Below are 26,547 nucleotides of genomic sequence, written 5' to 3'. Positions count from 1 at the left end.
TTGCCGGCCAGAATGCGTCTGCTGTCCGCTGCCAGCTGCGGTTTGCCCAGCTTCTTATATGCCAGCTCCATCATGGCCAACGATGTTCAACATGCGGGCTTCCGCAAACGCTTGTTGGTCTGCTCCGTTACCAAAAGTAGATATAAGCACCATCAATATTAAATTAGAGTCTTTGTATTTCTGTATCCTCTATGTTATTTCCTATCTCATTAGGCAATGTCTTATGTAGGCGGGACCAGCCGAATAGGCGGAAAATACAGGTAAGCGCGATTAGAGGTAAGCAAATAGATGTAATTAAATATCGGATGTTGCTAAAATTAAGTACACTCTCACCACCAGTCAGACGTATTAGCGCCCAAAACCATTCCCATAGAGAGGGTATACTAAATGCCAGTACGGCTAAGAGTCCCAAGGTACGAAATACGCCGATAGGAAGAATCTGTTTTTTTAATACGGTACGGTTAAGTTGTAGTAAAACTACAAGACCGAAGCCAATAATAAGAATCATCCCGCCGTTGGAGAGGGTTTGTAGACTATTAAATGCGATGTCGGGAGTGAGTGGCAAACCGTCTGAAGAGGTGGGGGCTGAGTGTCGGGAATTGAGGCTTTGGGTTACGTTCAAGGTGAATCCGTAAACCATATCAGCCAAAACAATCCAAATTGGGATTGAACTTAGAAACCGTCTCATTGGAAAATAATCCTTTATACGCAGTATTTTAGCGGCATTTTATCAGCAAACGTGTAACCACGGTCAAACATTTTATTAAGGCCGGAGGGCCGTCTGGAAATGAATGTTTCCGAATTTTCGATTTAGCGAATATGGTCGGAAGAACGTTCCTTTGTTTTCATTTTTATTATGATTTAAGACAAAGTTTGGCCAACGGGTAAACTTAGCCCAAGTCAGAAAATCTTGTGATTTTTCCGTAATTTTCTACCAAATCCGTGGCAATTAGAGTTACAATTTCCTATCAATAACAAATGCCTGACTGGAAAGGACACTTCATGAATACCTCAAAACGTGATTTAACCCGTATCCGCCACAATACTAAAATTGTCGCAACGCTTGGCCCGGGCAGTAATAATGTCCAGTTGCTCGAAGATATGATTCGCGTGGGCGGCTTGAATGTGGTTCGGTTCAACTTCAGCCACGGTACGGCTGAATTCCATCAGGAAAATGCGCGCATCGTGCGCGAAGCTGCGAAACGTGCGGGACAGGAAATTGCAATCCTGGCCGACTTGCAGGGGCCGAAAATCCGCGTTGGTAAAATCGAAGGCGGCAGTATTCAGTTGAACAAAGGTGAGAAGTTGGTTTTGGATGCTGCTTTGGAAGGCGAAGGCACAAGGGAAGCGGTGGGTTTGGATTACCGCGACTTGCCGAAAGACGTGCAAAGCGGTGATGTTTTGTGGCTGGATGACGGCTTGCTGACGTTGACTGTGGATTCGGTCGACGGCAGTAAAATCACGACGACCGTTGAAAACAGTCATGAGTTGAAGAGTAACAAAGGTATCAATAAACGCGGCGGCGGATTGTCGGCGGGGGCGTTGACTGAAAAAGACTTCCGTGATTTGAAAACGGCGATAGCCATCGGTTGCGACTATTTGGCCATCAGTTTTGTAAAATCGGCGGAAGACCTGCATATGGCTCGGGCGAAGGTGGAAGAAGAGATGAAAGGCAGCAATGCCATCCGTCCGGGTTTGGTTTCCAAAATCGAACGCGTGGAGGCCATTGAAAACTTGGATGAAATCATCGAAGCCAGCGACGGCATTATGGTTGCGCGCGGTGATTTGGCTGTGGAAGTCGGTCATGCCGCCGTGCCTGCCTTGCAAAAGCGCATGATTCGTCGTGCCCGCGAGTTGCGCCGTTTCAGCATCACTGCGACCCAAATGATGGAATCCATGATTACCAATCCTGTGCCGACCCGCGCCGAAGTGAGCGACGTCGCCAATGCCGTGCTGGACGGTACCGATGCCGTAATGTGTTCGGCTGAAACTGCCGTTGGTGCTTATCCGTTTGAAACCGTTACCCAAATGGCGACTATCTGCGCTGTAGCCGAAAATGAGCAGGATTCGTTGAACGGGGTGGATGAAGACACCGGCGGTGTGGTGGCCAACATCAACTTGGCGATTGCCGGTGGTGCGGTCAGTGTGGCGCGTGCGGTTGATGCCAAGGCGATTGTCGCGTTGACCGAAAGCGGTTCGACGGCTTTTGAAATCAGCCGCCACAATATCCAGTTGCCGATTTTTGCGCTGACGCCGAGCATTTCCGCGCAGCGCCGTATGGCGATGTACCGCGGAGTCCGCCCCATGATTTTGGCGACCAGTACCGATCACGATACCGCACTGAGAGAAGTGGAATCTATTTTGGTCGACCGCCAGATCCTGAAACCGGGCGACCAATATATTATTACCAGTGGTTCGCAAATGCGTCAGTCCGGCTCGACCAATATGCTGCAAGTTATGAGCGTGGATTGATACGGAAATATGGGAAGCAGGCTTTCGGGCCTGCTTTTTTGGTTTGGAGGCCGTCTGAAGACCGGATTTAAACCTTTTCAGACGGCCTTAATGTTTTTTCAGAAAAGGTCTGCTTTGAAATGCCCCGCCGCTGCTGACGGATGGCGGTTTACATGGCACAATACTGCGGTCATGCCGTCTGAAGCGGAGTTTCAGACGGCCTCAACTTCATCAAAAGGAAACATCATGTCTTTGCAAAATATCATTGAAACCGCCTTTGAAAACCGCGCCGACATCAGCCCGTCCACCGTTACCCCCGAAGTCAAAGAAGCCGTGTTGGAAACCATCCGCCAACTCGATTCAGGCAAACTGCGCGTTGCCGAACGCTTGGGCGTGGGCGAATGGAAAGTCAACGAATGGGCGAAAAAAGCCGTGTTGCTGTCGTTCCGCATCCAAGACAACGAAGTTCTCAACGACGGCGTGAACAAATACTTCGACAAAGTGCCGACCAAGTTTGCCGACTGGTCGGAAGACGAATTCCGTGCGGCAGGTTTCCGCGCCGTACCCGGTGCCGTTGCGCGCCGCGGCAGCTTTGTTGCCAAAAACGTCGTTTTGATGCCGTCTTATGTCAACATCGGCGCATACGTTGACGAAGGCGCGATGGTCGATACTTGGGCGACCGTCGGCTCTTGCGCACAAATCGGTAAAAACGTTCACTTGAGCGGCGGCGTCGGCATCGGCGGCGTACTCGAGCCCCTGCAAGCCAGCCCGACCATTATTGAAGACAACTGCTTCATCGGCGCGCGTTCCGAAATCGTCGAAGGCGTGATTGTCGAAGAAGGCAGCGTGATTTCCATGGGCGTGTTCATCGGACAATCCACCAAAATCCTCGACCGCACTACCGGTGAAATTTACCAAGGCCGCGTACCGGCAGGCTCTGTCGTCGTATCCGGCAGTATGCCTTCCAAAGACGGCAGCCACAGCCTCTACTGCGCCGTTATCGTCAAACGCGTGGATGCGCAAACCCGCGCTAAAACCAGCGTTAACGAATTGTTGCGCGGTATTTGATTTCGGTTTCCGATAATGAAAGAGGCCGTCTGAAAACATTGTTTCAGACGGCCTCTCCGTTTTAACTAACGGACACCGGTCCTATCCGGTTTTTATTTCTGGCATTGGCGGTAGAAAGCGACCAAACTGTTGGTGGAACTGTCGTGTGCGGATGTGCCGCTTTCCAGTTCTGGTTCGATGGCTTTGGCCAGCACTTTGCCGTATTCCACCCCCCATTGGTCGAAGGGGTTGATGTTCCAAATGACGCCTTGGACGAAAGTACGGTGTTCGTAGGCGGCCATCAGCATACCGAGGTTGAACGGGTCGAGTTTGTCAAAGAGGAAGCTGTTGCTCGGACGGTTGCCGGGAAATTCTTTTTGCGGGGCAAGCTTTTCGCGTTCGGCTTCGGGCAGGGCAGACAGCTCGGCGCGGGCTTCCTCCAGCGTTTTGCCCTTCATCAGCGCCTCGGATTGGGCAAAGGCGTTGGCAACGGTAAAGCGGTTTTGGCGGCCGATGCCGTAAGGTGTGGTCATGGGCACGATGAAATCGGCCGGAATCAGACGTGTGCCTTGATGCAGGAGCTGGAAGTAGGCGTGCTGGCAGTTCGGCCCTTCTTCGCCGAATATAATGCCGCCGGTAATGCAGTCGACAGGTTTGCCGTCGAGGGTACGCTGTTTGCCGCAGCTTTCCATATCGAGCTGGTTAAGCCAAGCAGTGAAACGGCGCATGTTGTGGCTGTAAGGCACGGTAGTGTGGCCGTCTGAATGGTAGAAATTGTTGTACCACACATTCAGCAGCGCCATCAGGACGGGAATGTTGTGGCGGAATTCGGTATTGAAGAAATGTTCGTCCATCGCATGGGCGCCGCGCAGAAACTCGCGGAAGTTTTCGGGACCGACGGCCACCATCATCGGAAAACCGATGGTCGACCAGATGGAGTAGCGTCCGCCGACCCAGTCGAACATACCGAATACGCGTTCTGGGGGGATACCGAATTTGATGGCGGCACCGACATTGCTGGAAATGGCGCAGAAGTGGTGGGAAATGCCTTCTTCAGGCAAACCGTGTTGCAGGTACCAGTCGCGGGCCGCCTGTCCGTTGAGCAAGGTTTCCGGCGTACCGAAGGATTTGCTGGCAATGCTGAATACGGTTGTTTCCGGGTCGAGTGTCGTCAAGGTTTGAGCGATGTCGGCATCGTCGGAGTTGCTGACGAAATGCACGCGCACGCCGGTACGGTAAAAATAGAGTGCCTGCGCACCCATCTGCGGCCCTAAATCCGAACCGCCGATGCCGATGTGGACAAGGTCGGTAATGCGTTTGCCGGTAATGCCGGTGTGCGAACCGTCAATGATGCTTCCGGCGAACGAAAGGGCGCGATTAAGCTCGGTATGCACTTTGGGAACGATATTCTCACCGTCCACCATAATCGGGTCGGCGTTTTCGGGCAGACGCAGGGCGATATGCAGCGAGGCGCGGTTTTCACTGGTGTTGATTTTGTCGCCACGGCGCATGGCCTGCATTCGTTGCTTGACCTTCGCGCTGTCGGCCAGATTGCACAGCAGGGTCAGGGTTTCTTCAGTGATGCGGTTTTTGCTGTAATCGAACAATAGCCCGTGCAACGTTTCATGCATCGCATTGAAACGGTTTGCATCGGCGGCGAACAGGTCGCGCATATGGAGTTGGGATGTGGCTTGTTGGTGTTCAGCCAGTTTTTGCCATGCAGGGGATTGGGTAGTCATAAGGCTTTCTTTCATGGGTTTGAGGTTTGAGGAAACTCGGATGTGGCAGGCGGGGTGTTGCCCCGCAACCTGCTGAATTTAAAGGAAATAGCTTGCGCGTATTATTCTTGTTTGATAAAAATATTTATAAATCAATAGAATATCTTAGATGTTTGGCGTGTAAATTTCAAGGCGGCTTTGAGCCGGACGGCTGTTTTTCAGATATTTTCAGACGGCCTCTGTCGGTGTTTGGCCTTGTCCGCAGGCCGGCTTAACACTTCCGCTGCAATCTGATTGTTATTTTATTACTTTTAAGAGCAAATTTTGTATGTCTAAATGAAAATAGAGAACGAAATAGCAATATTTTTGACTTGTAACAATATGTCGGGTAACAAAATTTTAAAAATTAGAATAAATGCGCGAAAAAAAGGCGGTATGGTTAAGAAGTGTATGTTTTACGCTCGGGGATTGCTTGATTTCGGTCAATTTTGTATTAAAAATACAGTATGACACCGATGTCAGTTGTGATATGCTTTGTAACAATATTGAAAATTACAGCGGTGTGTAGGACGGTTTGATGGCTACCATTTATGATGTTGCCGCCCGCGCCGGCGTTTCCCCGAAAACGGTCAGCCGTGTAATTAACGGTGATGCGGCGGTAAGTGACGCGACGCGTGAAAAAGTAGAGACAGCGATTGCGGCATTGGGCTATATCCCGTCTTCCGCCGCGCGGATTATGCGTTCCAACCGTTCGGGGCTGGTCGGGTTGATTACCGGTGCGATTTCGCGCACCGGCGAAGCGTTCCGCGTGCACGGTCTGCCCGACATGTTCCTGATTAAAGGCATCCAGCAGCAGATGCGTGCGGCGGGTAAAACGTTGATGATTGCCGATACGGCAAACCGAGCCGATCAAATCGAGCCCCTTATCCGCACCTTTATGGAACACCGTGCCGAGGGCATCCTTTATGTGGCCGAATACCATCAGGAAGTCGCCCTGCCCGAAATCACGAATGCCTGTCCGATCGTGTTGGTCAACTGTTTCGATGCGTCGGGTACGCCGTCGGTGCTGCCCGACGACGAGCAGGGGCAATACGATTTGGTGCGGCAGATTATCCGGCACGGCCATACGCGCATTGCCTACGTTACCCTGCCGCGAGGCATAGAAGCCACAAGGCTGCGCATTCAAGGTTACCGTCGTGCGCTGGAAGGTGCGGGCATTGCGTTTGATCCTGAGCTGCTGCAAACGGGATACCCCGACCATAGTAACGACAGCGAACCGTTGTTGGCGGCAATTCTGCGCCTGACGGCCCTGCCGCAGCCGCCGAGCGTCATCTGCTGCGGCAACGATGAAATGGCGGTGCGTGTGTACGGTATCCTGCGGACGAGGGGATTGCGCGTGCCGGAACAGGTTTCCGTGGCCGGCTACGACAACCATAGCGCGATTGCGGAAACGCTGTTTCCGCCGCTGACCAGTACCGAGCTGCCTTATATGCGCATGGGCGCACTGGCGGCAGATATGCTGCTGGGTGCGGCCGACGGCAAAAAAGAAACGGGACATATCGTCCGGGTTGCCGGAGAAACCATATGGCGGCAGTCTGTCGTCAGCCTGAAATGAATCAACGAGGAGGGCTTCTTCCTAAACGGGAGGCCGTCTGAAACAATCCGCCGTTCTGTTTTGGGAAGCGGGTTTGGGATAAGCGGGAAAATATTTAATTTGGTTTTGTTATAAGAACCAAGGCTGCGGGCGAAACTCCATCCGTCTGCAGTACCGAGCCGGTGCGGTGCTCAACAGAAGAGACGGTTTTCAGTCTCGATACTGCCGCTTCCGGCATACGGAGATTTTTTTTCAGCCTTTTAATCAACAGGAGTAAACTCCAAATGAAAGTATCCCCACAAGTGGCGATGACGCTTCGCCAGATTATGTTGATGAATTTCGGCTTTTTCGGTATCCAGTACAGCTTCGGCTTGCAACAGACCGCCATCAATCCGATTTTCAGCTTCCTCAATCCCGATCCCAGCATACTGCCCTACCTCAACATGGCAGGTCCGGTTACCGGCCTGATTGTTCAGCCTCTTATCGGTGCGATGAGTGACCGTACATGGATACCCGGACTCGGCCGCCGCCGCCCGTATTTCCTAATCGGCGCCATCGGTTGCAGTCTGTGTCTGTTCCTATATCCGCACGTTACCGCACTGTGGATGGCCGTCTTGCTGCTGTGGCTGTTGGACATCAGTAACAATACCGCGATGGAGCCTTTCCGCGCCTTCATCGCCGACACTGTTCCCGAACACCAGCAATCCACCGGCTTTTTGATGCAGTCCGTATTTACCGGTTTGGGCATTACCCTTGCCAACATATCGCTCTACCTCCTCCAGCAAGTCGGCTGGCTGAACCAAACCTCCGCAGCAGGCATTCCTTACTGGGTATTCGGCTCCTTTTACATCGGTGCCGTCTGCTCCATCGGTTCCGTTTTGGTTACCGTATTGTCTACTCCCGAACACGAACCTTCCCCTGAAGAAATGGCAGCGATTAAAGCCCAACCCAGCGGCCCCGTCCATGCTATCAAAGACATCGGCATCGCCATCAAAGAAATGCCGACGCCCTTATGGCAGCTTGCTTCGGTTTACCTGTTCCAATGGTATGCACTCTTTGTTTATTGGCAATACATCTCCCACAGTATCGTTCAATCCGTTTGGCATTCCACTTCTGCTGACAAAGCCGCCTATGAACAGGCAGTTGCATGGACGGGGCTGGTCAACGGTTTTTACAACGTCGTTACCTTTATTTCCGCCTTCGGACTGATGTGGATGACGCGCAGATACGCTGCCAAATACGTCCACGCCTTTGCCGTTACCCTTGCCGCACTCGCCCTTTTGGCGATTCCGCACATCACCGACAAATACCTGATGTTCGCTCCGATGATCGGCTTCGGTATCGGCTGGGCGAGTATGATGGGCGTGCCGTTTATGATTGTCGTGCATTCCATTCCGAAAGAACGCTATGGGGTGTATATGGGCATCGTCAACATGATGATTGTGATTCCGATGTTTATCGAAACCGTTACCTTTAGTTGGATTTATAAAACTTTCCTCGGTGCGAATCCATCCAACGCCATGATCTTCGCGGGCGTCTTCCTCGTTATTGCCGCCAGCTTGACCGTCATGATTAAAACATCCAACAAACCTGTCGGCGTATCCGAAAACGCCTGATACCGAAGCAGCAAAAAGGCCGTCTGAAATTTCAGACGGCCTTTTCGGGTTTTCAGACGGCCTTATTTTTCCGAAACGGGACTGAACGGCAGATAGACGTCAAACCGCGTACTCTTGCCCGCATACTGGTAGGCCGGTTCTTCGCCGTTTAAAAAAACACCCAGCCGCGGGCGTTTGACGACGATGCGTTTTCGGGCAACGGTCCGTGCCGCGGCCAGCAGTGCGGCTTCGTCCTGTGCCGCGCCGACCAGTCCGTGAAAATAAGCCATTTCCTTTTTGACCGCCGCCGACTTCTGCCGTTCGGGATACATCGGGTCGAGATAAACCACATCGGGACGGCCTGCCTTCAATGCCAGTTCGGGCATCAGGGCGCAGGCGTCGCCGAAATGCAGGGTAATGCGTTGCGCAATGTCGCTGATGCCGCCGTCTTGCAGGGCGCGGGTCAGGCCGTCTGAAAGCAGGCAGGCTACGGCGGGATTCTGCTCGAAAGCGTGTACGCTCAGGCCGAGCGAGGCCAGCACGAAACTGTCGCGCCCCAGACCGCAGGTCGCATCCCATACCGTAGGCCGCGCCGTATGGTTGACCGCTTTCGCAATCAGTTCGCCGCCGCCTTTGGTGCGTCGGTATTGGGCCGCCCCTCCCGAAAAATCAACCTTGACGCGCCCCTTTTCCCCCGCACGGCAGAGGCTGAGGCCGTCTGAATCCGCCAGCAGGTATTCACCGGACTCGGGCGGGGAGGCGGCAACGGTCAGGCCGAACTGCTCCGCCAAACGGCGGGCGGAATCGGTGGCGGAATCGGTCAGGCAGACGGTGGTCATGTTCGGGCGGCCTCCAAAAGGGTCGGAAACGGCGGATGCGAAATTGCAGAAAAGCAGCAGAATAGCACACTGCCGCCGATAAGGTCTTAAAAAACCTACCGTAAACACCGTCCCTGTTATAGAATGGAGCACTTATACTAAACAGGCCGTCTGAAAACGCGGGCGTTCCTTTTCAGACGGCCTTATTCACGAAAAACCGCCCGCGCGTTGACCGAAGTTATGATGCACATGAAAACACCGTTGAAAACCATTGCCGCTTTTTTGGGAGCCGTCTTTTCCGTCCAGCCCGTCCTCGCATCGGGCTACCATTTCGGCACCCAGTCCGTAACCGCGCAAAGCACGGCCAACGCCGCCGCTGCCGAAGCCGTCGATGCTTCCACCATTTTCTATAATCCCGCCGGCCTGGCCAAACTGGAAAACAGTGAAATCACCGCCGCCGCCAACATCGTCATGCCGCACATCGAATACTCCGGTGCCGAAGCGGCCTACCGCCGTACCGGAACGGCCGTCGGCGGTGAAACCAGCGGCACCATCACCAAAAAAGCCACGTTTGCGCCGCATCTCTACGGCGCATATAAAGCCGGCGACGTTACCGTCGGTTTGGGCGTGTATGTGCCGTTTGCCTCAGCCACCGATTACAGCGGGCAGTCGGTACTGCGCCATCACCTCAACCGCCTCGGCCTGACCAGTATCGCCGTCGAGCCGGTGGTTGCCTATAAATTCAACGACAAACATTCCGTCGGCGCGGGCCTGATTGCCCAACACTCTTCCGCCGAGCTGCGCAAATACGCCGACTGGGACGCTTCCGGTACCGTCAGTGCGCTGGCAAGCCGTCAGGCGTCGCAGGCCGCGGGCCGCCCGGTAAGCGTGGATGCGACCGGCCATGCCGACGGCCATGCCGAAGTCAAAGGCAAAGACTGGGGTTTCGGCTACCAGTTCGCATGGTTGTGGGACATTAACGACCGCGTCCGCGTCGGTGCGAACTACCGCTCCAAAGTCAAACACAAGCTCAAAGGCAGCGCCGATTGGTATGCCGACGGAGACTACGTCAAACCCGTTTACGCCGCCCGCATCGGTGTGCCCGTTGCCGCGGGCGGCAGCGGCTATGTCCCGCATGAAAAGGCGGAGGTGGAAATCGTTACCCCCGAATCGCTGTCGTTACACGGCATGTACAAGGCCACCGACCGCTTCAACCTGTTCGGCGACGTTACCTGGACGCGCCACAGCCGCTTCAACAAAGCCGAGCTGGTGTTTGAAAACATCAAAGCCATCGGCGTCGGCAAAACTTCCGACCGCACCATCATCACGCCCAACTGGCGCAATACCTACAAAGTCGCCGTCGGCGGTTCGTACCAATACAGCGAACCCTTGCAGCTTCGCGCCGGCATCGCTTTTGACCAGAGTCCGGTACGCGGCGCGCAAAGCCGCCTGAACACGCTTCCCGACGGCAACCGCATTTGGTATTCGTTCGGTGCGAAATACACGCTCCGCAAAAACCATGTGTTCGACGTCGCATACAGCCACATCCACATCAACGACACCACCTTCTCCGCCGCCGCTTCGACCGGCGACAATGTGGACAGCAAAGGCACGGCTTATGCGAAATTCCGAAACTACGCCAATATCGTAGGGCTGCAATACAGCTATAAATTCAAATAATCCGCTGGGCAAACGATAAGGCCGTCTGAAACATCCGTTTCAGACGGCCTTATTTATTAGAACTTACCGACCGTGCGGGAAGGGCGGCGGAAACATCGCGCCGGTTAAAGCGGAATCAACGTCCGAACGTCGTCCGCCCCGTTTCCACGCCGGTAGTGATTTCGCCGTACATTTCCGTTCCGCCGTTGCCGGACACGCCCGCGCAGGCGGCCAACAGAAGCAGGGCGGCAAGGCTGAGGGATTTCATCATAAAATTTCTCCGTTTGTGTTTTCAGACGGCCTCATTGCGCATCGCAACGGAAATGGTAGGCGCTGATGGAAAAGCCGTTATTGAAATACAGGCGGTGGGCGGGCGCACGTTCCTGATCGACGTGGACGTTCAAATGGATTTTCGCAATGCCCGCTTCGGCCGCCGTCTTGCGCACTTCGCGCAACAGCCGCGAAGCGTAGCCTTTGTTGCGGCTTTGCGGCAGGGTTACGATGTCGTCGATGTGCAGATGGTGGCCGCTGGCCAGATTGAACGCTTCGTGAAAACCGCATACCGACACCGCATTGTGTTTGCCTTCCTCGAAAATACCGAACAGCCGGTATCCGGCGGCGCGCTGGCGGGTGTTGATTTGTTCGACGAAACGGTTGATGTCGGTCAGATTCGGGCGCAGCACGCTCAGCGCGGCAAACGCGGTGGCGGTTTCTTCCGCCGTGATTTCGCGCAACACGGTCTCCGCCGCTTCTGCCCCTGTTTTGATGGGCAGGACGGACTCCTCCCGTTCGGCGGCGTGTTTTTCCTCAATCGCCTGTGCCAGCAACACTTGGGTTTCGGGCACATCTTCCTGCACGCCGCTCTCGCGTTCTTCCAACAGCTGCTTGCAGTCGATGATGCGCAAATCGTTGTCGGCGGCGAAGTCCATCAGGAAGCGGAACATCGGCGGATTGGCTTCTTCCAGTTTTTTATCCACCGCCACGCAGCGCACTTTGTCCACCAGAATCGGCCGCACCCAGTTCGAATAGGAAAGGCGGTTGTCTTTGTCGAACGACGACAAAATCCCGCACAGCCGCTCCGCCCAGTCGCTCGGACGGAAAATCTTACCTTTGCTTGTCGTACCGTGAATCACAACTTCGTATGGGTTGCACACTAACATGGCGTTTTTCCTGAGATAATTTGGAACAATAAGTGAATTATACCTTCACCGCCCGTTTCCCGCTAAGGTGGTTTGACGAAGGGTGCCCGAAACGGCCCAAGGGCGGACGGCGGTATCCGGCGCGGCAGGGCGCGGAGGCCGTCTGAAATAACACGCCGGCGCGGCGGACCGCGCTTTCAGACGGCCTTCGAATATGCGATAATCCGCTCATCGGTCAAACACTCTAAAACGGCAAAAAATGATTCGTTCCACCGGATACCGCCCCTGTGCCACGCTGCCGGCCGCAGCGGTTTCGCCGTTTGCCCCATCCCGCCATTTGTCAGAAGGCGGGTTTTTTATGGACAAAGGAAGCCCCCATGCCTAATCCGCTTTACCGCCAACACGTCATTTCCATTTCCGATTTAAGTACCGAACAGCTCGAACTGCTGCTTCAGACGGCCTTGAAGCTGAAAGAGCACCCGCGCGACGACCTGCTCGAAGGCAAACTCATCGGCTCATGCTTTTTCGAACCCTCCACCCGCACGCGCCTGTCGTTTGAAACCGCCGTACAACGCTTGGGCGGCAAAGTCATCGGCTTTGCCGACGGTGCGAACACCAGCGCGAAAAAAGGCGAAACCCTCGCCGACACCGCCCGCATCATCTCCAGCTACACCGACGCCATCATCCAACGCCACCCCAAAGACGGCGCGGCGCGCGTGTCCGCCGAGTTTTCCAAAGTCCCCGTCATCAACGCCGGCGACGGCACCAACCAACACCCCAGCCAAACCCTGCTCGACCTCGTTACCATCTACGAAACCCAAGGCCGTCTGAACAACCTCAAAATCGCCATGGCGGGCGACCTCAAATACGGCCGCACCGTCCATTCCCTCTGCCAAGCCCTCAAACGCTGGGACTGCGAATTCGCTTTCGTCTCCCCGCCCAGCCTCGCCATGCCCGAATACATCACCGAAGAACTCGAAGCCGCAGGCTGCCGTTACCAAATCCTGCCCGACCTCGAAGCCGCTATCGAATGGGCGGACATCCTGTACATGACCCGCGTCCAACGCGAACGCTTCGACGAACAAGAGTTTGCCAAAATCCAAGGCAAATTCAACCTCAACGCCGCCATGCTCGCCAACGCCCGCCCCAACCTGCGCGTGCTGCACCCCCTGCCGCGCGTTGACGAAATCCACCCCGACGTCGATGCCACGCCGCACGCTTACTATTTCGAGCAGGCGACCAACGGCGTTTACGCCCGCATGGCGATTTTGTCGCTGGTGTTGAACGAAGAAGTGTAAGGAGCAAACATGGAAAATAAAAAACTCAGCGTCGAAGCCATCGAAAACGGCACCGTCATCGACCACATCCCTGCCGGGCTGGGATTGACCATCCTGCGCCAGTTCAAACTGCTGCATTACGGTAGCGCCGTAACCGTCGGCTTCAACCTGCCCAGCAAAACCCAAGGCAGCAAAGACATCATCAAAATTTCCGGCGTGGCGTTCGACGATGAAGCCGCCAACCGCCTCGCCCTCTTCGCGCCCGAAGCTACCGTCAATACCATCGCCGATTTCAAAGTGGTGGCCAAACGCCACCTGACCCTGCCCGACGAAATTGCCGAAGTGTTCCGCTGCCCCAATGCCAACTGCGCCAGCCACGGCGAACCGGTGAAAAGCCGCTTCTACGTCAAAACGCAAAATGGGCAAACCCGTCTGAAATGCCATTACTGCGAGAAAACATACAGCCGCGATTCGGTAGCCGAGGCCTAACGGTTAAGGCATTTGACGCTGTTTCCCGAATGGAAAGGCCGTCTGAAAACGGAATAACCCGACCCTGACCGGTTCCGTTTTCAGACGGCCTTTTGCGTTTCATCCACCTTACGGAAAGTCAAAGAAAGCTGCCTTTTATCGTCCCGTTTCCCGAATTGTGCAAATATATTTGAAAATATGCGGGTAAAGCGCCGAAGAATGATACGGAATGTAAGTTCCAAGATGGCTGCCTGCCGGCAAATCCCTTCGGTCGCCGATTCCGTCGTTTCAGACGGCCTTTGACTACAAAAGCAGGAAATACAGACCGATGCCCTCAAACGTACAGACCCGTTCCGCTCCGCTGCTCTATGTTTTGATTTACTTTGCCGGATTTCTCACGGCCTGCCTCTGGTTCAACCCGCAAGATTATCTTTCCGACCTCGCCCCGACAGTAACGGCAGTTGCGGCACTGACCGCCGCATGGCTGGTGTGCCTGCTGGTCATGTATAAAGTACGCAGCCAGACGGAATGGATGCAACGCGAACAGCGGATTCAGCGGGAACAGATTCACCCCGTGCTCCATGCCGCCATCCGACGCATGGAAGGCAGCCCCGCCGCATTAGTGTTGTCGGTGAAAAACCACGGCAAAGGCGCGGCCGGCAAAGTGCGTTTCCATATCGAAGCCCTGCCCAACCATGCAGCCAGCAACGCTGTTACCGCGGCCGCCAGCCGGTTGCCGGTTTTTTCAGACGGCCTCGACATGCTGGCCGCAGGCGAAACATACAGCGGCGCATTCGCCGATGTAGAAGAGCTGACCGCGCAGTTACCGCCAAACGGCTTGAGCGGCGTGGTCAAATTGCGTCTCGAATACCAAAATACATTTGGCGAAACCTGCAAATCGGAAAACGTGCTGGAATTGGCCGGCTTGAATCGTGCCGTCTGAACGGAGGTCCGGTGCAGGCTTGTTTCCGTTGAAATGTCGGAAGAGGGCGGTTAAAGGAGTTTAATTCTTTCGCCGATTTACATACGGGCGGGCGTCGGATACCGTTTTGCGGTTATGTTTCAATACCCAATCGACATTTCGAAACGGAGGCGTGCCGTTATCTTTATATTTCTTGCACAAACTTTGGAACGCCGGTATTTAAAATTTTTCATCTCGTCATCAGGCCGGATTGGTAACGCGGATGCCGTCTGAAACCGTAAAGTGGCGATTCAAACGAAGAAAAAATAAAACAAGGCCGTCTGAAATCAGATTTTCAGACGGCCTTGTGATACGGTTAAACAAGATTCGGATTATTTCAGGCGATCAATAAAGATTGATGTTGCTGCGGAAGTTGTATTCGTTGTTTCTCGTATCGTGCGAATCTTGCGGTTCGTTGCGGACATGCGGTTTGTCGTCGGCCATATTGTCCAAATCGCGGCCTGGTTCGGAAGCGGTATCGCCGATGTTCACACTGGTCAGGCTTTCGAGGATGATGGCGGACGCCAAACGCTCGCCGGTACGGTACACCATGGCCAAGCCGACTTCTTCGGCAGGGATGGAAACGTATTTCACCACGCTCTTGCTGCCTTTTTTACCGTTTTCCAAATCCACCTTCACTTGGCGGCTGCGTTTATAAAGGCTGAGAACCGTACCTTTGTCCAAACCGTCGGCTTCACCTTTGTTCAGCGTAATGGTTTGGAATTGGCCGGCTTCGCTCACGCCGTCGAAGATAGATACGACTTTGGCATCGATATGCCGTGTCGGCGCATGAGGCATCATCTGGAAACTTTTGCCTTCGTCAGTCATTTTCAGCAGGAAATCGCCTTTGCGGATTTCGGATACCGCTTCTTCCACCACCATAGGCTGGGCTGTTTGAGTAGGCACTTTCGCCAACGGGTGGATACGGGTGTAGTATTCGCCTTCCTTCAAGTACTCCTTATCTTTATCGCTGGCGGCTTCCAAAGCGCTGTTTGTGTAGGGCAGGGTGCTGACGATGCCGCTGAATACGACTTCCTGGCCGAGATATTTATGCGTATCGGGGTCGGTGATGTCTTTGGTGGCGCGGTAAACCAGATAACGGCCGGGTTCGGTAATGCCGTAGGCGTATACGCGCTCGCCTTTGCTGTACATCAGGCGGTTGTCGGGGCCTTCGATAAGTTTGGGGGCGTTTTGCGTTTTCATCTGGTCGATGATTTGCGGATGCTGCATAAACATGCGGTAGAAGTTGACATTGACGGTTTGGATACCGTAGCCGGAAGAGGCTTCGCGTACGCGCGGATGCAGTTTGATAATGGGAATGCCGTCTGAATTGAAGCTGGAACTTTCGAAGCCGAGGCGCGGCTGGCCGTTGACATAGCGCAGCAGCAACACTTGTCCCGGATAAATCATGTGCGGATTGCGCACGTCGCTGCGGTTTGCGCCCCACAGGCGGTTCCACTGCCACGGGCTGTAAAGGTATTTTCCGGAAATACCCCACAAAGTATCGCCCTGCTTGACAACGTAACGTTGCGGTGCGTTCGGCCGCACTTTCAGCGCGGCGGCGTGAATTTGGGCGGAAACCGCCATACTTGCGGCACAAAGCAGGGTTATAATACGTTTTTGCATAACCGTTCCCCTTGAAATTGATTCGGTTTGTCTTTAATTTAACTGAAAAAGATTACATTAATCACTCGTAAAAAATATCAATGAGTGCTTAAGTATGGCCTATACTAGAATTAACGAGGCACTATTTTAACATTGAATGTTACCGTCATCATAGAAATTGTGGCAAAACACATGCCGCCATGTATTAAATACACACATTTGAAGGCCGGCGGGGCGGTTTGCCTGTCTGCAAAGCGCACTATTTGGAAAACAAACGCACCGGCCCGAACCCAAATTAACGAGAGTACCCAGAAATGGCTTTACTGAACATCCTGCAATACCCCGACGAGCGACTGCACACCGTGGCAAAATCCGTCGAAAAAGTCGATGAGCGCATCCAAAAGCTGGTTGCCGATATGTTTGAAACCATGTATGAAGCACGCGGTATCGGGCTGGCGGCGACGCAGGTCGATGTGCATGAGCGTGTCGTTGTGATGGATTTGACCGAAGACCGCAGCGAGCCGCGCGTGTTTATCAACCCCGTTATTGTTGAAAAAGACGGCGAAACTACTTACGAAGAAGGCTGCCTGTCCGTGCCGGGCATTTACGACACCGTTACCCGCGCCGAACGCGTCAAGGTTGAGGCTTTGAACGAAAAAGGCGAAAAATTTACGCTGGAAGCGGACGGGCTGTTGGCGATTTGCGTGCAACACGAGTTGGATCACCTGATGGGCATCGTTTTTGTCGAACGCCTGTCGCAGCTCAAGCAGGGTCGTATTAAGACCAAACTGAAAAAACGTCAGAAACACACTATCTAAAAGCCGAATGATACGATTGGACAGGTCGTCTGAAAGAGGAAAGCGGCAGCAAGCCGTTGTTTTTCAAACTTTCAGACGACCTGTCGCAATGTTTGTCGTATTCTTTGTTGCGGTACGGTATCCGTTTGATGTGCTTAACAGTTGTCTTTCCGCTCGTATTGGCAGGCGCGGCTCAAAAATAAGGCGGTAAAAGTGGCTTAAAACTGTTTTAAAAGTATATGATTATTAAGACAAACTCCGCTTTTGGCGCTTGTTTATTTTTAACCTGATTTTATGCGGAGAGAAGCCATGAAAAAATTTGAGATAATTTTCCCTGTCTTAAAAAAATGCTGGCCTGTTTTCCTTGTTGCCGTCGGACTAATAGAGTTGATTGTTTTGTATCTGTTTAACGACTCTTTGCCGCTTCATCATAAATATCAAATAGGGATGGCGTTTGCACTCTTACTGCATATTTTTGAAGAAGAATTTTTCCCCGGCGGCTTCGGTTTTTCATTTAATACGGTGAAGAATCCAAAGGATTATTCGGATTGTTATCCTATGAACCCGATGATTTCCATGACCGTTAATTTTCTTGGGGTCTTATTCCTGACAATATCTGCCTTTTTCCCTTCGCTTTATTTTCTGGGGATAGGCGTTGCAGTATTTTGGGGATTGGAAGTGATGATTCATACCGTCTTGGCATTTCTTCCAAGGGCTAAGGGTCTTCCGCTGTACAGTCCCGGACTGCTTACGGCTTGGTTGGCCGGTGGTTTTTGCGCATACCGTTATCTGCATACGGTCATCTCTGAAAACCTTTTGTCCGGTTACGATTGGGCTTTGGGTATCGTTTATCTGTTTGCCGGCATTATATTGGTAATCAGGATTCCCGAAGACAGGCTTAGTGATAAAAACAGCCCGTTCAGATATGAAAACGACAGGGAATTTTATGGTTTCTTTTACCGCTACATCAAACAACGGTATCAACTTAAATAGGGCATCATCGAAGGTTAAAAAGCAGCCTGCACTAAATATAATATAGTGATTAAAAACAGTAACAGCCGTATCTCGTAATCTGTTCCTTTCCGTCAGACGGAGACAAGGTTGCCGTTGCGGTACAGAGGTCGTCTGAAACCCATTCCCAAGGAGTTTCCCCATGAAAGTCATCTTTGCTGGTACGCCCGATTTTGCCGCTGCCGCCTTAAAAGCCATAGCCGCCGCCGGTTTTGAAATCCCGCTGGTGTTGACCCAGCCCGACCGTCCCAAAGGACGCGGGATGCAGCTTACCCCGTCTCCCGTGAAGCAGGCCGCATTGGAATTGGGTTTGCGCGTGGCGCAGCCTGAAAAACTGCGCAACAACGCCGAAGCCCTGCAAATGCTCAAAGAGGTTGAGGCCGACGTGATGGTCGTTGCTGCCTACGGACTGATTCTGCCGCAAGACGTGCTGGATACGCCGAAACACGGCTGTCTCAACATCCATGCCTCGCTGCTGCCCCGTTGGCGCGGCGCGGCACCGATTCAGCGGGCGATTGAAGCGGGCGATGCCGAGACGGGCGTGTGCATCATGCAGATGGACATCGGTTTGGACACCGGCGATGTGGTCAGCGAACACCGTTACGCCATTCAACCGACCGATACGGCGAATGAAGTACACGACGCGCTGATGAAGCTCGGTGCGGCGGCAATTGTTGCTGATTTGCAACAATTAAAAACAGAAGGCCGTCTGAAAAGCGTCAAACAGCCCGAAGAAGGCGTGACTTATGCACAAAAATTAAGCAAAGAAGAAGCACGTATCGATTGGAAAGAAAGCGCGGCAGTGATTGAACGCAAAATCCGCGCCTTCAACCCCGTTCCCGCTGCGTGGGTGGAATATCAGGGCAAGCCGATGAAAATCTGGCGGGCGGAAGTAGTAGCGCAACAAGGCAGGGCGGGCGAAGTGTTGTCCTGTTCTTCAGACGGCCTGATTGTCGCCTGCGGTGCGAACGCGCTGAAAATTACCGAATTGCAGCCTTCTGGCAGCAAACGGATGAACATCGCGGCTTTTGCCGCGGGACATACGGTTGAAGCGGGAACAGTGCTGTAAAACAACCTTCAATCTTCACGAAACCCGCTTTCAGACGGCCTCAAATCCTCCCAAGGCCGTCTGAAAAAACGACACATCCCGATACCCCAAAATCAGAAAGCAAACTGTCATGAGCATGTCCCTCGCCCAACAACTCGCCGCCGAAAGTATTGCCGCCGTTGCCAAAGGCCGCAACCTGCAAGACGTATTGGCCGCTATCCGCGCAGCCCACCCTGAACTGACGGCACAGGAACTCGGCGCGCTGCAAGACATCGCCTACGGCTGCCAGCGTTATCTGGGCAGCTTGAAATATATGCTCGCGCAGATGCTGAAAAAGCCGATTGGCAACCCGCAACTCGAAAGCCTGCTTTTGGCGGCGATGTACCAACTGCATTACACGCGCAACGCGCCTCATGCGGTGGTCAACGAGGCGGTCGAGAGCATCGCGAAAATTGGGCGCGGGCAGTTCCGTTCGTTTGCCAACGCGATTTTGCGGCGTTTTTTGCGCGAGCGGCAGAAGCTGGAGGCTTCGTGCAAAAAAGACGATGTGGCGAAACACAACCTGCCGCTGTGGTGGGTGGCGTACCTGAAAAACCATTATCCGAAACACTGGCACAACATCGCCACCGCGCTGCAATCGCATCCGCCGATGACGCTGCGTGTCAACCGCCGCCACGGCAATGCGGAGGTTTATCTGGAAAAATTGGCGGCGGAAGGTATCGCGGCAAAGGCGTTGGACGAATATGCGGTTACGTTGGAAGAAGCCGTGCCGGTGAGCCGCCTGCCCGGCTTTTCAGACGGCCTGGTGTCGGTGCAGGATTTCGGCGCGCAGCAGGCAGCGTATCTGTTAAACCCTAAAGACGGCGAACGGATTTTGGATGCCTGCGCCGCGCCGGGCGGCAAGACGGGGCATATTTTGGAACTGGCGGATTGTCATGTTACCGCTTTGGACATTGATGCAGGCCGTCTGAAACGTGTGGGGGACAATCTCGATCGTTTAGGTTTTGGCGAAACTCGTAAAACTCGTTTTCAGACGGCCTCTCTATACTGCGCCGATGCGCGGGATTTGGCGGCATGGTATGATGGAAAACAGTTTGACGCGGTTTTGGCCGATGTCCCGTGCACTGCGTCGGGCGTCGTGCGCCGCAATCCCGACATCAAATGGTCGCGCCGACCGACTGACGCGGTGAAAACCGCCCGCCAGCAGGAAGCCTTGTTAGACGCGCTTTGGCAAACCCTGACGAAAAACGGCAGGATGTTGCTGGCAACCTGCTCGGTTTTTGTGGAAGAAAACACACAGCAACTGCAAAAATTCCTCAACCGCCATGCCGATGCAAAACCAGCCGGAGAGCATGTGCTTTTACCGAACAAATACCAAGATGGCTTTTATTACGCGCTTATTGAAAAACAGTAAACTGTTTCTGCTGCCGCTTTTGCTGGCCGTATCGTTGCACGCGTCGGGCGAAGGCATCAGCTCGACCCGCGCCGAAGCGGTTTTGACGGCTTCGGGGCAGCTTGCCGTGAGCAGCCGTTTCCAAGTCGAATTGCCCGACCAGCTCAAGCAGGCGCTCAGGCAGGGCGTGCCGCTCAATTTCACCTTAAGCTGCCAGCTTTCCGCGCCGACCGTGGCGGCCTACCGTTTCCGCATCGGCCAGTTCGTCAATGACGACAGCAGCGTCCAATACAAACTCTCGTTCCATCCTCTGACCAACCGTTACCGCGTAACGGTCGGTACGTTCTCCACCGAATACGACCAGCTTGAAACCGCCCTGCGCGGCATAGGGGCGATTGCCAACTGGAAGGTGCTCGACAGCGGTACGCTCAGCGGCGTTTCGCCCAAAGAAGCCAAAGCGGAAGTCCGCCTGCTGATGAGTACGGCAAAACTGCCGAAGCCTTTTCAAATCAATGCGCTGACTTCTAAAAACTGGCATCTTGATTCAGGCTGGAAGTCATTGTCCATCACTCAGGAATAAACTATGCGGCGCTTTCTCCCGATTGCCGCGCTGCTTGCGGTATTGTTGCTTTACGGCCTGACCGTCGCCACCGGCAGCGGCAGCAGTTTGGCCGACTATTTCTGGTGGATGATTGCGCTGTGCGTGCTGCTGATGGTGGTGTTGGCCTCGGTGCTGGTGCGTTATGTGCTGCTGTTGATGCGCGACGGCAGCAGCGGTGTGTTCGGCTCGCAGATTGCGCGGCGGCTGTCGGGGATGTTCACGCTGGTGGCGGTGTTGCCGGGCGTGTTTTTGTTCGGCATTTCCGCCCAATTTATCAACGGCACGATTAATTCCTGGTTCGGCAACGATACCCACGAAGCCCTTGAGCGCAGCCTGAACCTGAGTAAATCCGCATTGAATCTGGCAGTGGACAACGCAGTCAGTAATGCCACGCCGGTGCAGATTGATTTAATCGGCGCATCGTCGCTGGACAACGATTTGGCCAAGGCATTGGAGGAAAACGCGAAGAGGGGCGAATTTGCCCAGCTTGCGCTTTACAATGTCGAACGCGGCAAATTTGAGAAAAGCATCAACCCGCTGAAGTTGAATCAGCCGGCAATCGGCGCGCAGGATAAGGAGTTGCTGCTTCAGTCCGGTTCGGTGCGCGGGCTGGAAAACATCGGCAATATCCTGTATGCGCAGGGTTGGCTGTCGCTCGGCAAATACCGCGGGCAGGATTATGCGCTGTTTTTCCGCCAGCCGATTCCGAAGAACGTGGCGGAAGATGCGACGCTGATTGAGTCGGCGCGGGCGAAATATGCCGAGTTGAGCTATACCAAAAAAGGTTTGCAGACATTCTTCCTAGTTACGCTGCTGGTGGCGACCCTGCTGGCGATTTTCTTGGCCTTGGTCATGGCGCTTTACTTTGCCCGCCGTTTCGTCGAACCCGTTTTGTCGTTGGCCGAGGGGGCGAGGGCGGTGGCCCAGGGCGATTTCACGCAGAGGCGGTCGATTTTCCGCAATGACGAGTTTGGCCGTCTGACCCACTTGTTCAACCATATGACCGAGCAGCTCGCGATTGCCAAAGAGGCCGACGAACGAAACCGCCTGCAACAGGAAGCTGCGCGGCATTATCTCGAATGTGTATTGGAAAGCCTGACAACCGGTGTGATTACGCTGGACTCGGCAGGCCGTCTGAAAACCTTTAACAAAGCCGCCGAACGGATTTTGGGGGTACCGCTCATGCCGCTGTCCGGCAGCATCTGGCAGGATTGGAACGGCCAGTCGCCGCAACAGACCATTTTGGCGGAAGCCTTCGCCGCGATTGCGGAAACGGCGGGCGGCAGCAAACCGGTTCAGGTCGGATATGCCGCGCCTGACGATGCACGCATCCTGTTGGGCAAGGCAACCGAGCTGCCAGACGACAACGACAACGGCCTGGTCATGGTCATCGACGACATTACCGTGTTGGTTCGGGCGCAGAAAGAGGCGGCATGGGGTGAGGTGGCCAAACGGCTGGCGCACGAAATCCGCAATCCGCTTACCCCCATCCAGCTTTCCGCCGAGAGATTGGCATGGAAATTGCATGACAAATTGGACGAACAAAGCGCCCACATCCTGACGCGCTCCACCGATACCATCATCAAACAGGTGGCCGCGCTGAAAGAAATGGTCGAAGCGTTCCGCAATTATGCGCGGGCCCCGTCGTTGAATTTGGAAAAACATGATTTGAACTGCCTGATTGAGGAAGTTTTATTGCTGTATGAAGGCGGCGCGTGTACATTCACAGCCAAACTCAGTAAGATACCGCTGTGGATTGCAGCCGATACCACCGCCATGCGGCAGGTATTGCACAATATTTTCAAAAATGCCGCCGAAGCTGCGGAAAGCGACGGACAACCGTCTGTTACCGTGGCTACGGGGCAGACGGAAGACGGAGCGGAAGCGGTTTTGACCGTATGCAACAACGGCAAGAGCTTCAGCAAAGAGATGCTGCATAATGCTTTCGAGCCTTATGTAACCGACAAACCGACAGGCACAGGATTGGGGCTGCCCGTCGTCAAAAAAATAATCGAAGAGCACGGAGGCCGCATCAGCCTGAGTAACAGGCCGGACGGCGGTGCTTGTGTCAAAACAGCCTTACCCCGATTGGTAGAAACTTATGCGCAGCAGTGATATTTTGATTGTAGATGATGAAGTGGGTATCCGCGATTTACTCTCGGAAATCCTCCAGGACGAAGGTTATTCCGTGGCTTTGGCGGAAAATGCCGAAGAAGCGCGCCAACTGCGCCATCAGGTTCGTCCGGCTATGGTTCTGCTTGATATTTGGATGCCCGACTGCGACGGCATCACCCTGTTGAAGGAATGGGCGAAAAACGGGCAGCTCAACATGCCCGTGGTGATGATGAGCGGTCATGCCAGCATCGATACCGCCGTTGAAGCCACCAAAATCGGCGCGCTGGATTTCCTAGAAAAACCGATTACCCTGCACAAGCTGCTTTCCACGGTTGACCGTGCGCTGAAACACGGTGAGATGCAGGCGGCTTCCGGCCTGTCTCTCGACAAGCTCGGCAATAGTCCGGTCATCCAAGATTTGAACCACAAACTTGAAGCCGCCGCCAAACAAAGCGGTCCGGTGCTCTTAAGCGGCGAAGTCGGTTCGCCGTTTGAATTAGTGGCGCGCCATCTCCGTAAAAACGGTACGCCTTGGGTGGAACCGGCCAAGGTGGAACATATCGTCGATACCCCGCTGGAACTGTTGCAAAAAGCGACCGGCGGCGTGCTGTATGTCGGCGATATTGCACAGTACAGCAAGAATATCCAAAACGGCATCGTGTTCCTTTTGGGTAAGGCCGACCGCTATAACGTCCGCATTATCGCTGCCAACAGCCGCGGTAATGAGGAAACCGCGGTGCAGGACGGCAGGCTGCTCGAATTGCTGTCGAAAACAGTTGTCGCCCTGCCACCATTGCGCAGTCAGCCGGACGATATTGCTTTTTTGGTCAACCAAATCGTTACCGAGTTGGCCGACACCCAAAAAATCCAACCGGTCAAATTCAGCAGCGGCGCATTGGCCGTATTGCGCCAGTACGAATGGCCGGGCAATTTCGACCAACTGCGCGGCGTTGTCAAGAGTTTGGCACTGGGGGCGGACGGCGGCGAAGTGGAAGAGCAGGAAGTCGGCACGGCTTTGGGCAGGACTTCGCAATCTTTTTCTTCCGAAATCGTCGGCGGTTTCAATTTCAATATGCCGTTGCGCGAGTTGCGCGAAGAATTGGAACGCCGTTATTTTGAATACCACATCGCGCAGGAAGGCCAGAATATGAGCCGCGTGGCACAAAAGGTCGGGCTGGAGCGGACGCATTTGTACCGCAAGCTCAAACAGCTCGGCATCAGCGTATCGCGCCGTTCGGGAGATAAGGGCGCGGACGAGTAAACCGTCAATTGTTTTTTAACCTGCTGACAAATCGGAGGCCGTCTGAAAATATTTCAGACGGCCTCCGATTTTGCTCCAAAGCGAAGTTTATCAGTCTATATGCGGATGTTGCGCCGCAAGGATTTTGCGTTTGCGCTGCAATTCTTTAATCCGTTCATCGATGGCTTCAATGCTTTCCTCAATCCGGTCATGATGTTCGGCCAGCAATTCTTTGGCTTCGGCTTTGTCGCTGGCCAGCGGCTTGCCGCCGGTGAGCGGCTTGTTGGCCGGTTCATGCATCAGTTTGGCCGCCATCAGGCCGAACAGGCCGAATATCATCAGGTAGAAGGCCGGAATGTGCAGATTGTGGGTGGTTTCCACCAAAAACGAAGTAATGGTCGGGGTTAGGCCGGCCAAGACGATTGAAATGTTGAACACCACGGCCAGACCGCTATAACGGATGGAAGTCGGAAACAGCGCCGGCAGGGTTGCCGCCATCACGCCGATTAACATGTTCAACGACAAGGCCAGCACCAGCAGGCCGAAGAAAATAAGAACGGGTTTGCCGGTTGTCAGCAGGTAGAAAGAAGGCCACGAAAAAAACAAAAGAGACAAACTACCGGTGAGGATAAACGGGCGGCGGCCGTATTTGTCGCTCAACCAGCCGATAAGCGGTTGTACGAACAGCATCCCTATCATTACCGCGATGATAATCAAAACCCCGTGGTTTTCAGGATAACCGAGGTTGTGGGAGAAGTAGCTGGGCAGATAAGTCAGCAGCATGTAATAGGTAACATTGGTAGTCAGTACGATGCCGCTGCATATCAAAAAGTTGCGTTTGTGCTTTCTAAACAAATCGCGCAGACTGGTTTTGTTTTTCTTCTCATGCGGCATATTGACGGTATGTTCTTGGAAAACGGGTGTTTCGTCCAAAGCATGCCGCAAATACAAACCGATGATGCCCAGCGGCAGCGCAAGGAAAAACGGTATGCGCCAGCCCCACTCCATAAACTTGCTATCGCCCAATAGCAGATGGAGCGCGGAAACCATACCTGCACCCAGCAAGAATCCCAGAATCGAACCGAAGTCCAACCAACTTGCCATAAAGCCGCGCCTGCGGTCGGGCGAGTATTCGGCCACGAAAATCGACGCGCCGGCATATTCCCCGCCCACCGAAAAACCCTGTGCGATTTTCAAAAGCAGCAGGATAATCGGCGCCCAAATTCCGATGGAGTCGTACGACGGAATCAGACCGATGCCGAAAGTGCTGAGCGACATGACGATAATCGTCATCGCCAATACCCGCTGCCGGCCTATTTTGTCGCCGAGGGCTCCGAACACCAAGCCGCCCAACGGCCGGAAAATAAACGGAACGGAAAACGTACCCAGTGCGGCGATCGTCTGCACGCTGGGCGATGCGTCGGGGAAAAAGATTTTACCGAGTGCGAAAGCCACAAAGCCATATACGCCGAAATCAAACCATTCAATGGCGTTGCCTAAGGCCGCGGCCGAGATGGCTTTCTTGGTGTCTGCACGTTCAATAATCGTAATATCGTTAAGTTTCAAAGGTCTGTGCGTTTTAGCTATCAAACCGTACCTCCTTTATCTTAAGTTATTGTTCAGACGCGGCGGAATTGCCTGTGCAATGTGAAAGGCGGGATGGAAAATCAGCGCCGGATTTGGATATTTCAAAAATGAAAATGTGATGGTTTTTATAAGTTATTCATTATTATAACATAAAATTTACGATTATTCGAACTTAGTGAAAATTTGTTTCTTTATTAATTTTTTAATATTACTTGCTGTTGTATTAAAAAGGCTGTCGGGCGAAGGTATCGAATGGTTTGGAAAAATACTGATGAAACATACGAATAATGCCAATCTTGATGAATTTTCAGAAGATTTTTTCCAGTAAGGATTTTTTGCCTGATTCGGGATGGAAATAACGGGTTCATTTCAGCGGCAATTCGCTCCCGTTCGGCGCAAATATTGAAAATTAAGATAACGGCA

22 protein-coding genes and 1 pseudogene are annotated in these 26,547 nt (G+C 53.6%); 15 read left to right on the top strand and 8 right to left on the bottom strand.

Annotated elements, in window-relative coordinates:
- A pseudogene (locus tag ACI43T_RS10720) lies at positions 1-83 on the bottom strand (outer membrane protein assembly factor BamD); the annotation flags it as partial.
- Between the two features lie 80 nt (positions 84-163).
- Positions 164-688: a hypothetical protein gene (locus tag ACI43T_RS10715; RefSeq protein WP_039851387.1), complete on the bottom strand. Its 525-nt coding sequence runs from the start codon at positions 686-688 to the stop codon at positions 164-166.
- Positions 689-1,002: 314 nt separating this feature from the next.
- Here ACI43T_RS10715 and pyk point away from each other — a divergent pair, with 314 nt between their 5' ends.
- Both pyk and dapD read left to right on the top strand, forming a co-directional pair.
- Positions 1,003-2,472: a pyruvate kinase gene (gene pyk / locus ACI43T_RS10710; RefSeq protein ID WP_009175263.1), complete on the top strand. Its 1,470-nt coding sequence runs from the start codon at positions 1,003-1,005 to the stop codon at positions 2,470-2,472.
- Positions 2,473-2,697: 225 nt separating this feature from the next.
- Entirely contained in the window at positions 2,698-3,519 is an 822-nt protein-coding gene (gene dapD / locus ACI43T_RS10705) for a 2,3,4,5-tetrahydropyridine-2,6-dicarboxylate N-succinyltransferase (protein ID WP_297955405.1), read from the top strand.
- 92 nt (positions 3,520-3,611) lie between these two features.
- Here the strand turns inward: dapD and pgi are convergent, their stop codons facing one another.
- Positions 3,612-5,237 (bottom strand): glucose-6-phosphate isomerase, encoded by a 1,626-nt coding sequence (gene pgi / locus ACI43T_RS10700; RefSeq protein WP_314107676.1) that lies wholly within the window; start codon positions 5,235-5,237, stop codon positions 3,612-3,614.
- Positions 5,238-5,793: 556 nt separating this feature from the next.
- Between pgi and ACI43T_RS10695 the strand changes: the two genes are divergently transcribed.
- Together ACI43T_RS10695 and ACI43T_RS10690 are read left to right on the top strand one after the other, a co-directional pair.
- Positions 5,794-6,831 (top strand): LacI family DNA-binding transcriptional regulator, encoded by a 1,038-nt coding sequence (locus tag ACI43T_RS10695; RefSeq protein ID WP_405387001.1) that lies wholly within the window; start codon positions 5,794-5,796, stop codon positions 6,829-6,831.
- Positions 6,832-7,094: 263 nt separating this feature from the next.
- The gene (locus ACI43T_RS10690; RefSeq protein WP_009175258.1) at positions 7,095-8,426 is read left to right on the top strand and encodes an MFS transporter; all 1,332 of its coding nucleotides are present in this window, start codon (positions 7,095-7,097) and stop codon (positions 8,424-8,426) included.
- Positions 8,427-8,488: 62 nt separating this feature from the next.
- Here ACI43T_RS10690 and ACI43T_RS10685 read toward each other — a convergent pair whose 3' ends face one another.
- Positions 8,489-9,244, bottom strand: a complete 756-nt coding sequence (locus ACI43T_RS10685; protein ID WP_405386998.1) for a class I SAM-dependent methyltransferase — start codon at positions 9,242-9,244, stop codon at positions 8,489-8,491.
- A gap of 219 nt (positions 9,245-9,463) precedes the next feature.
- Between ACI43T_RS10685 and ACI43T_RS10680 the strand changes: the two genes are divergently transcribed.
- Positions 9,464-10,903: an OmpP1/FadL family transporter gene (locus ACI43T_RS10680; RefSeq protein WP_405386996.1), complete on the top strand. Its 1,440-nt coding sequence runs from the start codon at positions 9,464-9,466 to the stop codon at positions 10,901-10,903.
- 115 nt (positions 10,904-11,018) lie between these two features.
- Here the strand turns inward: ACI43T_RS10680 and ACI43T_RS10675 are convergent, their stop codons facing one another.
- Positions 11,019-11,153, bottom strand: a complete 135-nt coding sequence (locus ACI43T_RS10675) for a hypothetical protein (RefSeq protein WP_256359130.1) — start codon at positions 11,151-11,153, stop codon at positions 11,019-11,021.
- A 31-nt stretch (positions 11,154-11,184) separates the two neighbouring features.
- Positions 11,185-12,042 (bottom strand): GNAT family N-acetyltransferase, encoded by an 858-nt coding sequence (locus tag ACI43T_RS10670; RefSeq protein ID WP_293279289.1) that lies wholly within the window; start codon positions 12,040-12,042, stop codon positions 11,185-11,187.
- 356 nt (positions 12,043-12,398) lie between these two features.
- Between ACI43T_RS10670 and pyrB the strand changes: the two genes are divergently transcribed.
- The 3 genes from pyrB to ACI43T_RS10655 all read left to right on the top strand — a co-directional run bounded on the left by pyrB (position 12,399) and on the right by ACI43T_RS10655 (position 14,709).
- Positions 12,399-13,319, top strand: coding sequence for an aspartate carbamoyltransferase (pyrB, locus tag ACI43T_RS10665; RefSeq protein ID WP_297955425.1), 921 nt, complete (start codon positions 12,399-12,401; stop codon positions 13,317-13,319).
- Positions 13,320-13,328: 9 nt separating this feature from the next.
- The gene (gene pyrI, locus ACI43T_RS10660) at positions 13,329-13,787 is read left to right on the top strand and encodes an aspartate carbamoyltransferase regulatory subunit (protein ID WP_405386993.1); all 459 of its coding nucleotides are present in this window, start codon (positions 13,329-13,331) and stop codon (positions 13,785-13,787) included.
- Between the two features lie 307 nt (positions 13,788-14,094).
- Positions 14,095-14,709, top strand: a complete 615-nt coding sequence (locus tag ACI43T_RS10655) for a hypothetical protein (protein WP_297955431.1) — start codon at positions 14,095-14,097, stop codon at positions 14,707-14,709.
- Between the two features lie 363 nt (positions 14,710-15,072).
- Here ACI43T_RS10655 and ACI43T_RS10650 read toward each other — a convergent pair whose 3' ends face one another.
- The gene (locus tag ACI43T_RS10650) at positions 15,073-16,353 is read right to left on the bottom strand and encodes a LysM peptidoglycan-binding domain-containing protein (protein WP_405386991.1); all 1,281 of its coding nucleotides are present in this window, start codon (positions 16,351-16,353) and stop codon (positions 15,073-15,075) included.
- A 293-nt stretch (positions 16,354-16,646) separates the two neighbouring features.
- Between ACI43T_RS10650 and def the strand changes: the two genes are divergently transcribed.
- The 7 genes from def (at position 16,647) to ACI43T_RS10615 (ending at position 24,558) form a co-directional block, all read left to right on the top strand.
- Positions 16,647-17,150: a peptide deformylase gene (def, locus tag ACI43T_RS10645; RefSeq protein WP_308022599.1), complete on the top strand. Its 504-nt coding sequence runs from the start codon at positions 16,647-16,649 to the stop codon at positions 17,148-17,150.
- Positions 17,151-17,438: 288 nt separating this feature from the next.
- Complete coding sequence (locus ACI43T_RS10640) at positions 17,439-18,122, top strand: HXXEE domain-containing protein (RefSeq protein WP_314107748.1); 684 nt, start codon at positions 17,439-17,441, stop codon at positions 18,120-18,122.
- Positions 18,123-18,282: 160 nt separating this feature from the next.
- Positions 18,283-19,209 carry a methionyl-tRNA formyltransferase gene (gene fmt, locus ACI43T_RS10635; protein WP_405386988.1) on the top strand — a complete coding sequence of 309 codons (927 nt, stop codon included), beginning with the start codon at positions 18,283-18,285 and terminating at the stop codon, positions 19,207-19,209.
- Between the two features lie 109 nt (positions 19,210-19,318).
- On the top strand, positions 19,319-20,602 hold the full coding sequence (rsmB, locus tag ACI43T_RS10630) for a 16S rRNA (cytosine(967)-C(5))-methyltransferase RsmB (RefSeq protein ID WP_405386986.1): 1,284 nt from the start codon (positions 19,319-19,321) through the stop codon (positions 20,600-20,602).
- Entirely contained in the window at positions 20,568-21,161 is a 594-nt protein-coding gene (locus tag ACI43T_RS10625) for a DUF4390 domain-containing protein (RefSeq protein ID WP_405386984.1), read from the top strand. The genes rsmB and ACI43T_RS10625 overlap by 35 nt, the downstream gene beginning before the upstream one ends.
- A 3-nt stretch (positions 21,162-21,164) precedes the next feature.
- Complete coding sequence (locus ACI43T_RS10620; protein WP_405386981.1) at positions 21,165-23,297, top strand: sensor histidine kinase; 2,133 nt, start codon at positions 21,165-21,167, stop codon at positions 23,295-23,297.
- A complete protein-coding gene (locus ACI43T_RS10615; protein WP_405386979.1) occupies positions 23,284-24,558 on the top strand; it encodes a sigma-54-dependent transcriptional regulator in 1,275 nt (424 codons plus the stop codon). The genes ACI43T_RS10620 and ACI43T_RS10615 overlap by 14 nt, the downstream gene beginning before the upstream one ends.
- 90 nt (positions 24,559-24,648) lie before the next feature.
- Here the strand turns inward: ACI43T_RS10615 and proP are convergent, their stop codons facing one another.
- On the bottom strand, positions 24,649-26,127 hold the full coding sequence (gene proP / locus ACI43T_RS10610; RefSeq protein ID WP_293279267.1) for a glycine betaine/L-proline transporter ProP: 1,479 nt from the start codon (positions 26,125-26,127) through the stop codon (positions 24,649-24,651).
- Positions 26,128-26,547 lie beyond the last annotated feature (420 nt).

Origin of the sequence: Neisseria oralis, assembly GCF_045062685.1 — a bacterium.
In the GTDB taxonomy this organism is placed as follows: domain Bacteria; phylum Pseudomonadota; class Gammaproteobacteria; order Burkholderiales; family Neisseriaceae; genus Neisseria; species Neisseria oralis.
Note: the sequence above shows the minus strand (reverse complement) of the source record. Positions and strands in the feature narration are given on the sequence as shown.

Coding starts and splice junctions, on each gene's coding strand:
- ACI43T_RS10715 (WP_039851387.1), bottom strand. CDS start 688: ATGAGACGGTTTCTAAGTTCAATCCCAATTTGGATTGTTTTGGCTGAT.
- pyk (WP_009175263.1), top strand. CDS start 1,003: ATGAATACCTCAAAACGTGATTTAACCCGTATCCGCCACAATACTAAA.
- dapD (WP_297955405.1), top strand. CDS start 2,698: ATGTCTTTGCAAAATATCATTGAAACCGCCTTTGAAAACCGCGCCGAC.
- pgi (WP_314107676.1), bottom strand. CDS start 5,237: ATGACTACCCAATCCCCTGCATGGCAAAAACTGGCTGAACACCAACAA.
- ACI43T_RS10695 (WP_405387001.1), top strand. CDS start 5,794: ATGGCTACCATTTATGATGTTGCCGCCCGCGCCGGCGTTTCCCCGAAA.
- ACI43T_RS10690 (WP_009175258.1), top strand. CDS start 7,095: ATGAAAGTATCCCCACAAGTGGCGATGACGCTTCGCCAGATTATGTTG.
- ACI43T_RS10685 (WP_405386998.1), bottom strand. CDS start 9,244: ATGACCACCGTCTGCCTGACCGATTCCGCCACCGATTCCGCCCGCCGT.
- ACI43T_RS10680 (WP_405386996.1), top strand. CDS start 9,464: ATGATGCACATGAAAACACCGTTGAAAACCATTGCCGCTTTTTTGGGA.
- ACI43T_RS10675 (WP_256359130.1), bottom strand. CDS start 11,153: ATGATGAAATCCCTCAGCCTTGCCGCCCTGCTTCTGTTGGCCGCCTGC.
- ACI43T_RS10670 (WP_293279289.1), bottom strand. CDS start 12,042: ATGTTAGTGTGCAACCCATACGAAGTTGTGATTCACGGTACGACAAGC.
- pyrB (WP_297955425.1), top strand. CDS start 12,399: ATGCCTAATCCGCTTTACCGCCAACACGTCATTTCCATTTCCGATTTA.
- pyrI (WP_405386993.1), top strand. CDS start 13,329: ATGGAAAATAAAAAACTCAGCGTCGAAGCCATCGAAAACGGCACCGTC.
- ACI43T_RS10655 (WP_297955431.1), top strand. CDS start 14,095: ATGCCCTCAAACGTACAGACCCGTTCCGCTCCGCTGCTCTATGTTTTG.
- ACI43T_RS10650 (WP_405386991.1), bottom strand. CDS start 16,353: ATGCAAAAACGTATTATAACCCTGCTTTGTGCCGCAAGTATGGCGGTT.
- def (WP_308022599.1), top strand. CDS start 16,647: ATGGCTTTACTGAACATCCTGCAATACCCCGACGAGCGACTGCACACC.
- ACI43T_RS10640 (WP_314107748.1), top strand. CDS start 17,439: ATGAAAAAATTTGAGATAATTTTCCCTGTCTTAAAAAAATGCTGGCCT.
- fmt (WP_405386988.1), top strand. CDS start 18,283: ATGAAAGTCATCTTTGCTGGTACGCCCGATTTTGCCGCTGCCGCCTTA.
- rsmB (WP_405386986.1), top strand. CDS start 19,319: ATGAGCATGTCCCTCGCCCAACAACTCGCCGCCGAAAGTATTGCCGCC.
- ACI43T_RS10625 (WP_405386984.1), top strand. CDS start 20,568: ATGGCTTTTATTACGCGCTTATTGAAAAACAGTAAACTGTTTCTGCTG.
- ACI43T_RS10620 (WP_405386981.1), top strand. CDS start 21,165: ATGCGGCGCTTTCTCCCGATTGCCGCGCTGCTTGCGGTATTGTTGCTT.
- ACI43T_RS10615 (WP_405386979.1), top strand. CDS start 23,284: ATGCGCAGCAGTGATATTTTGATTGTAGATGATGAAGTGGGTATCCGC.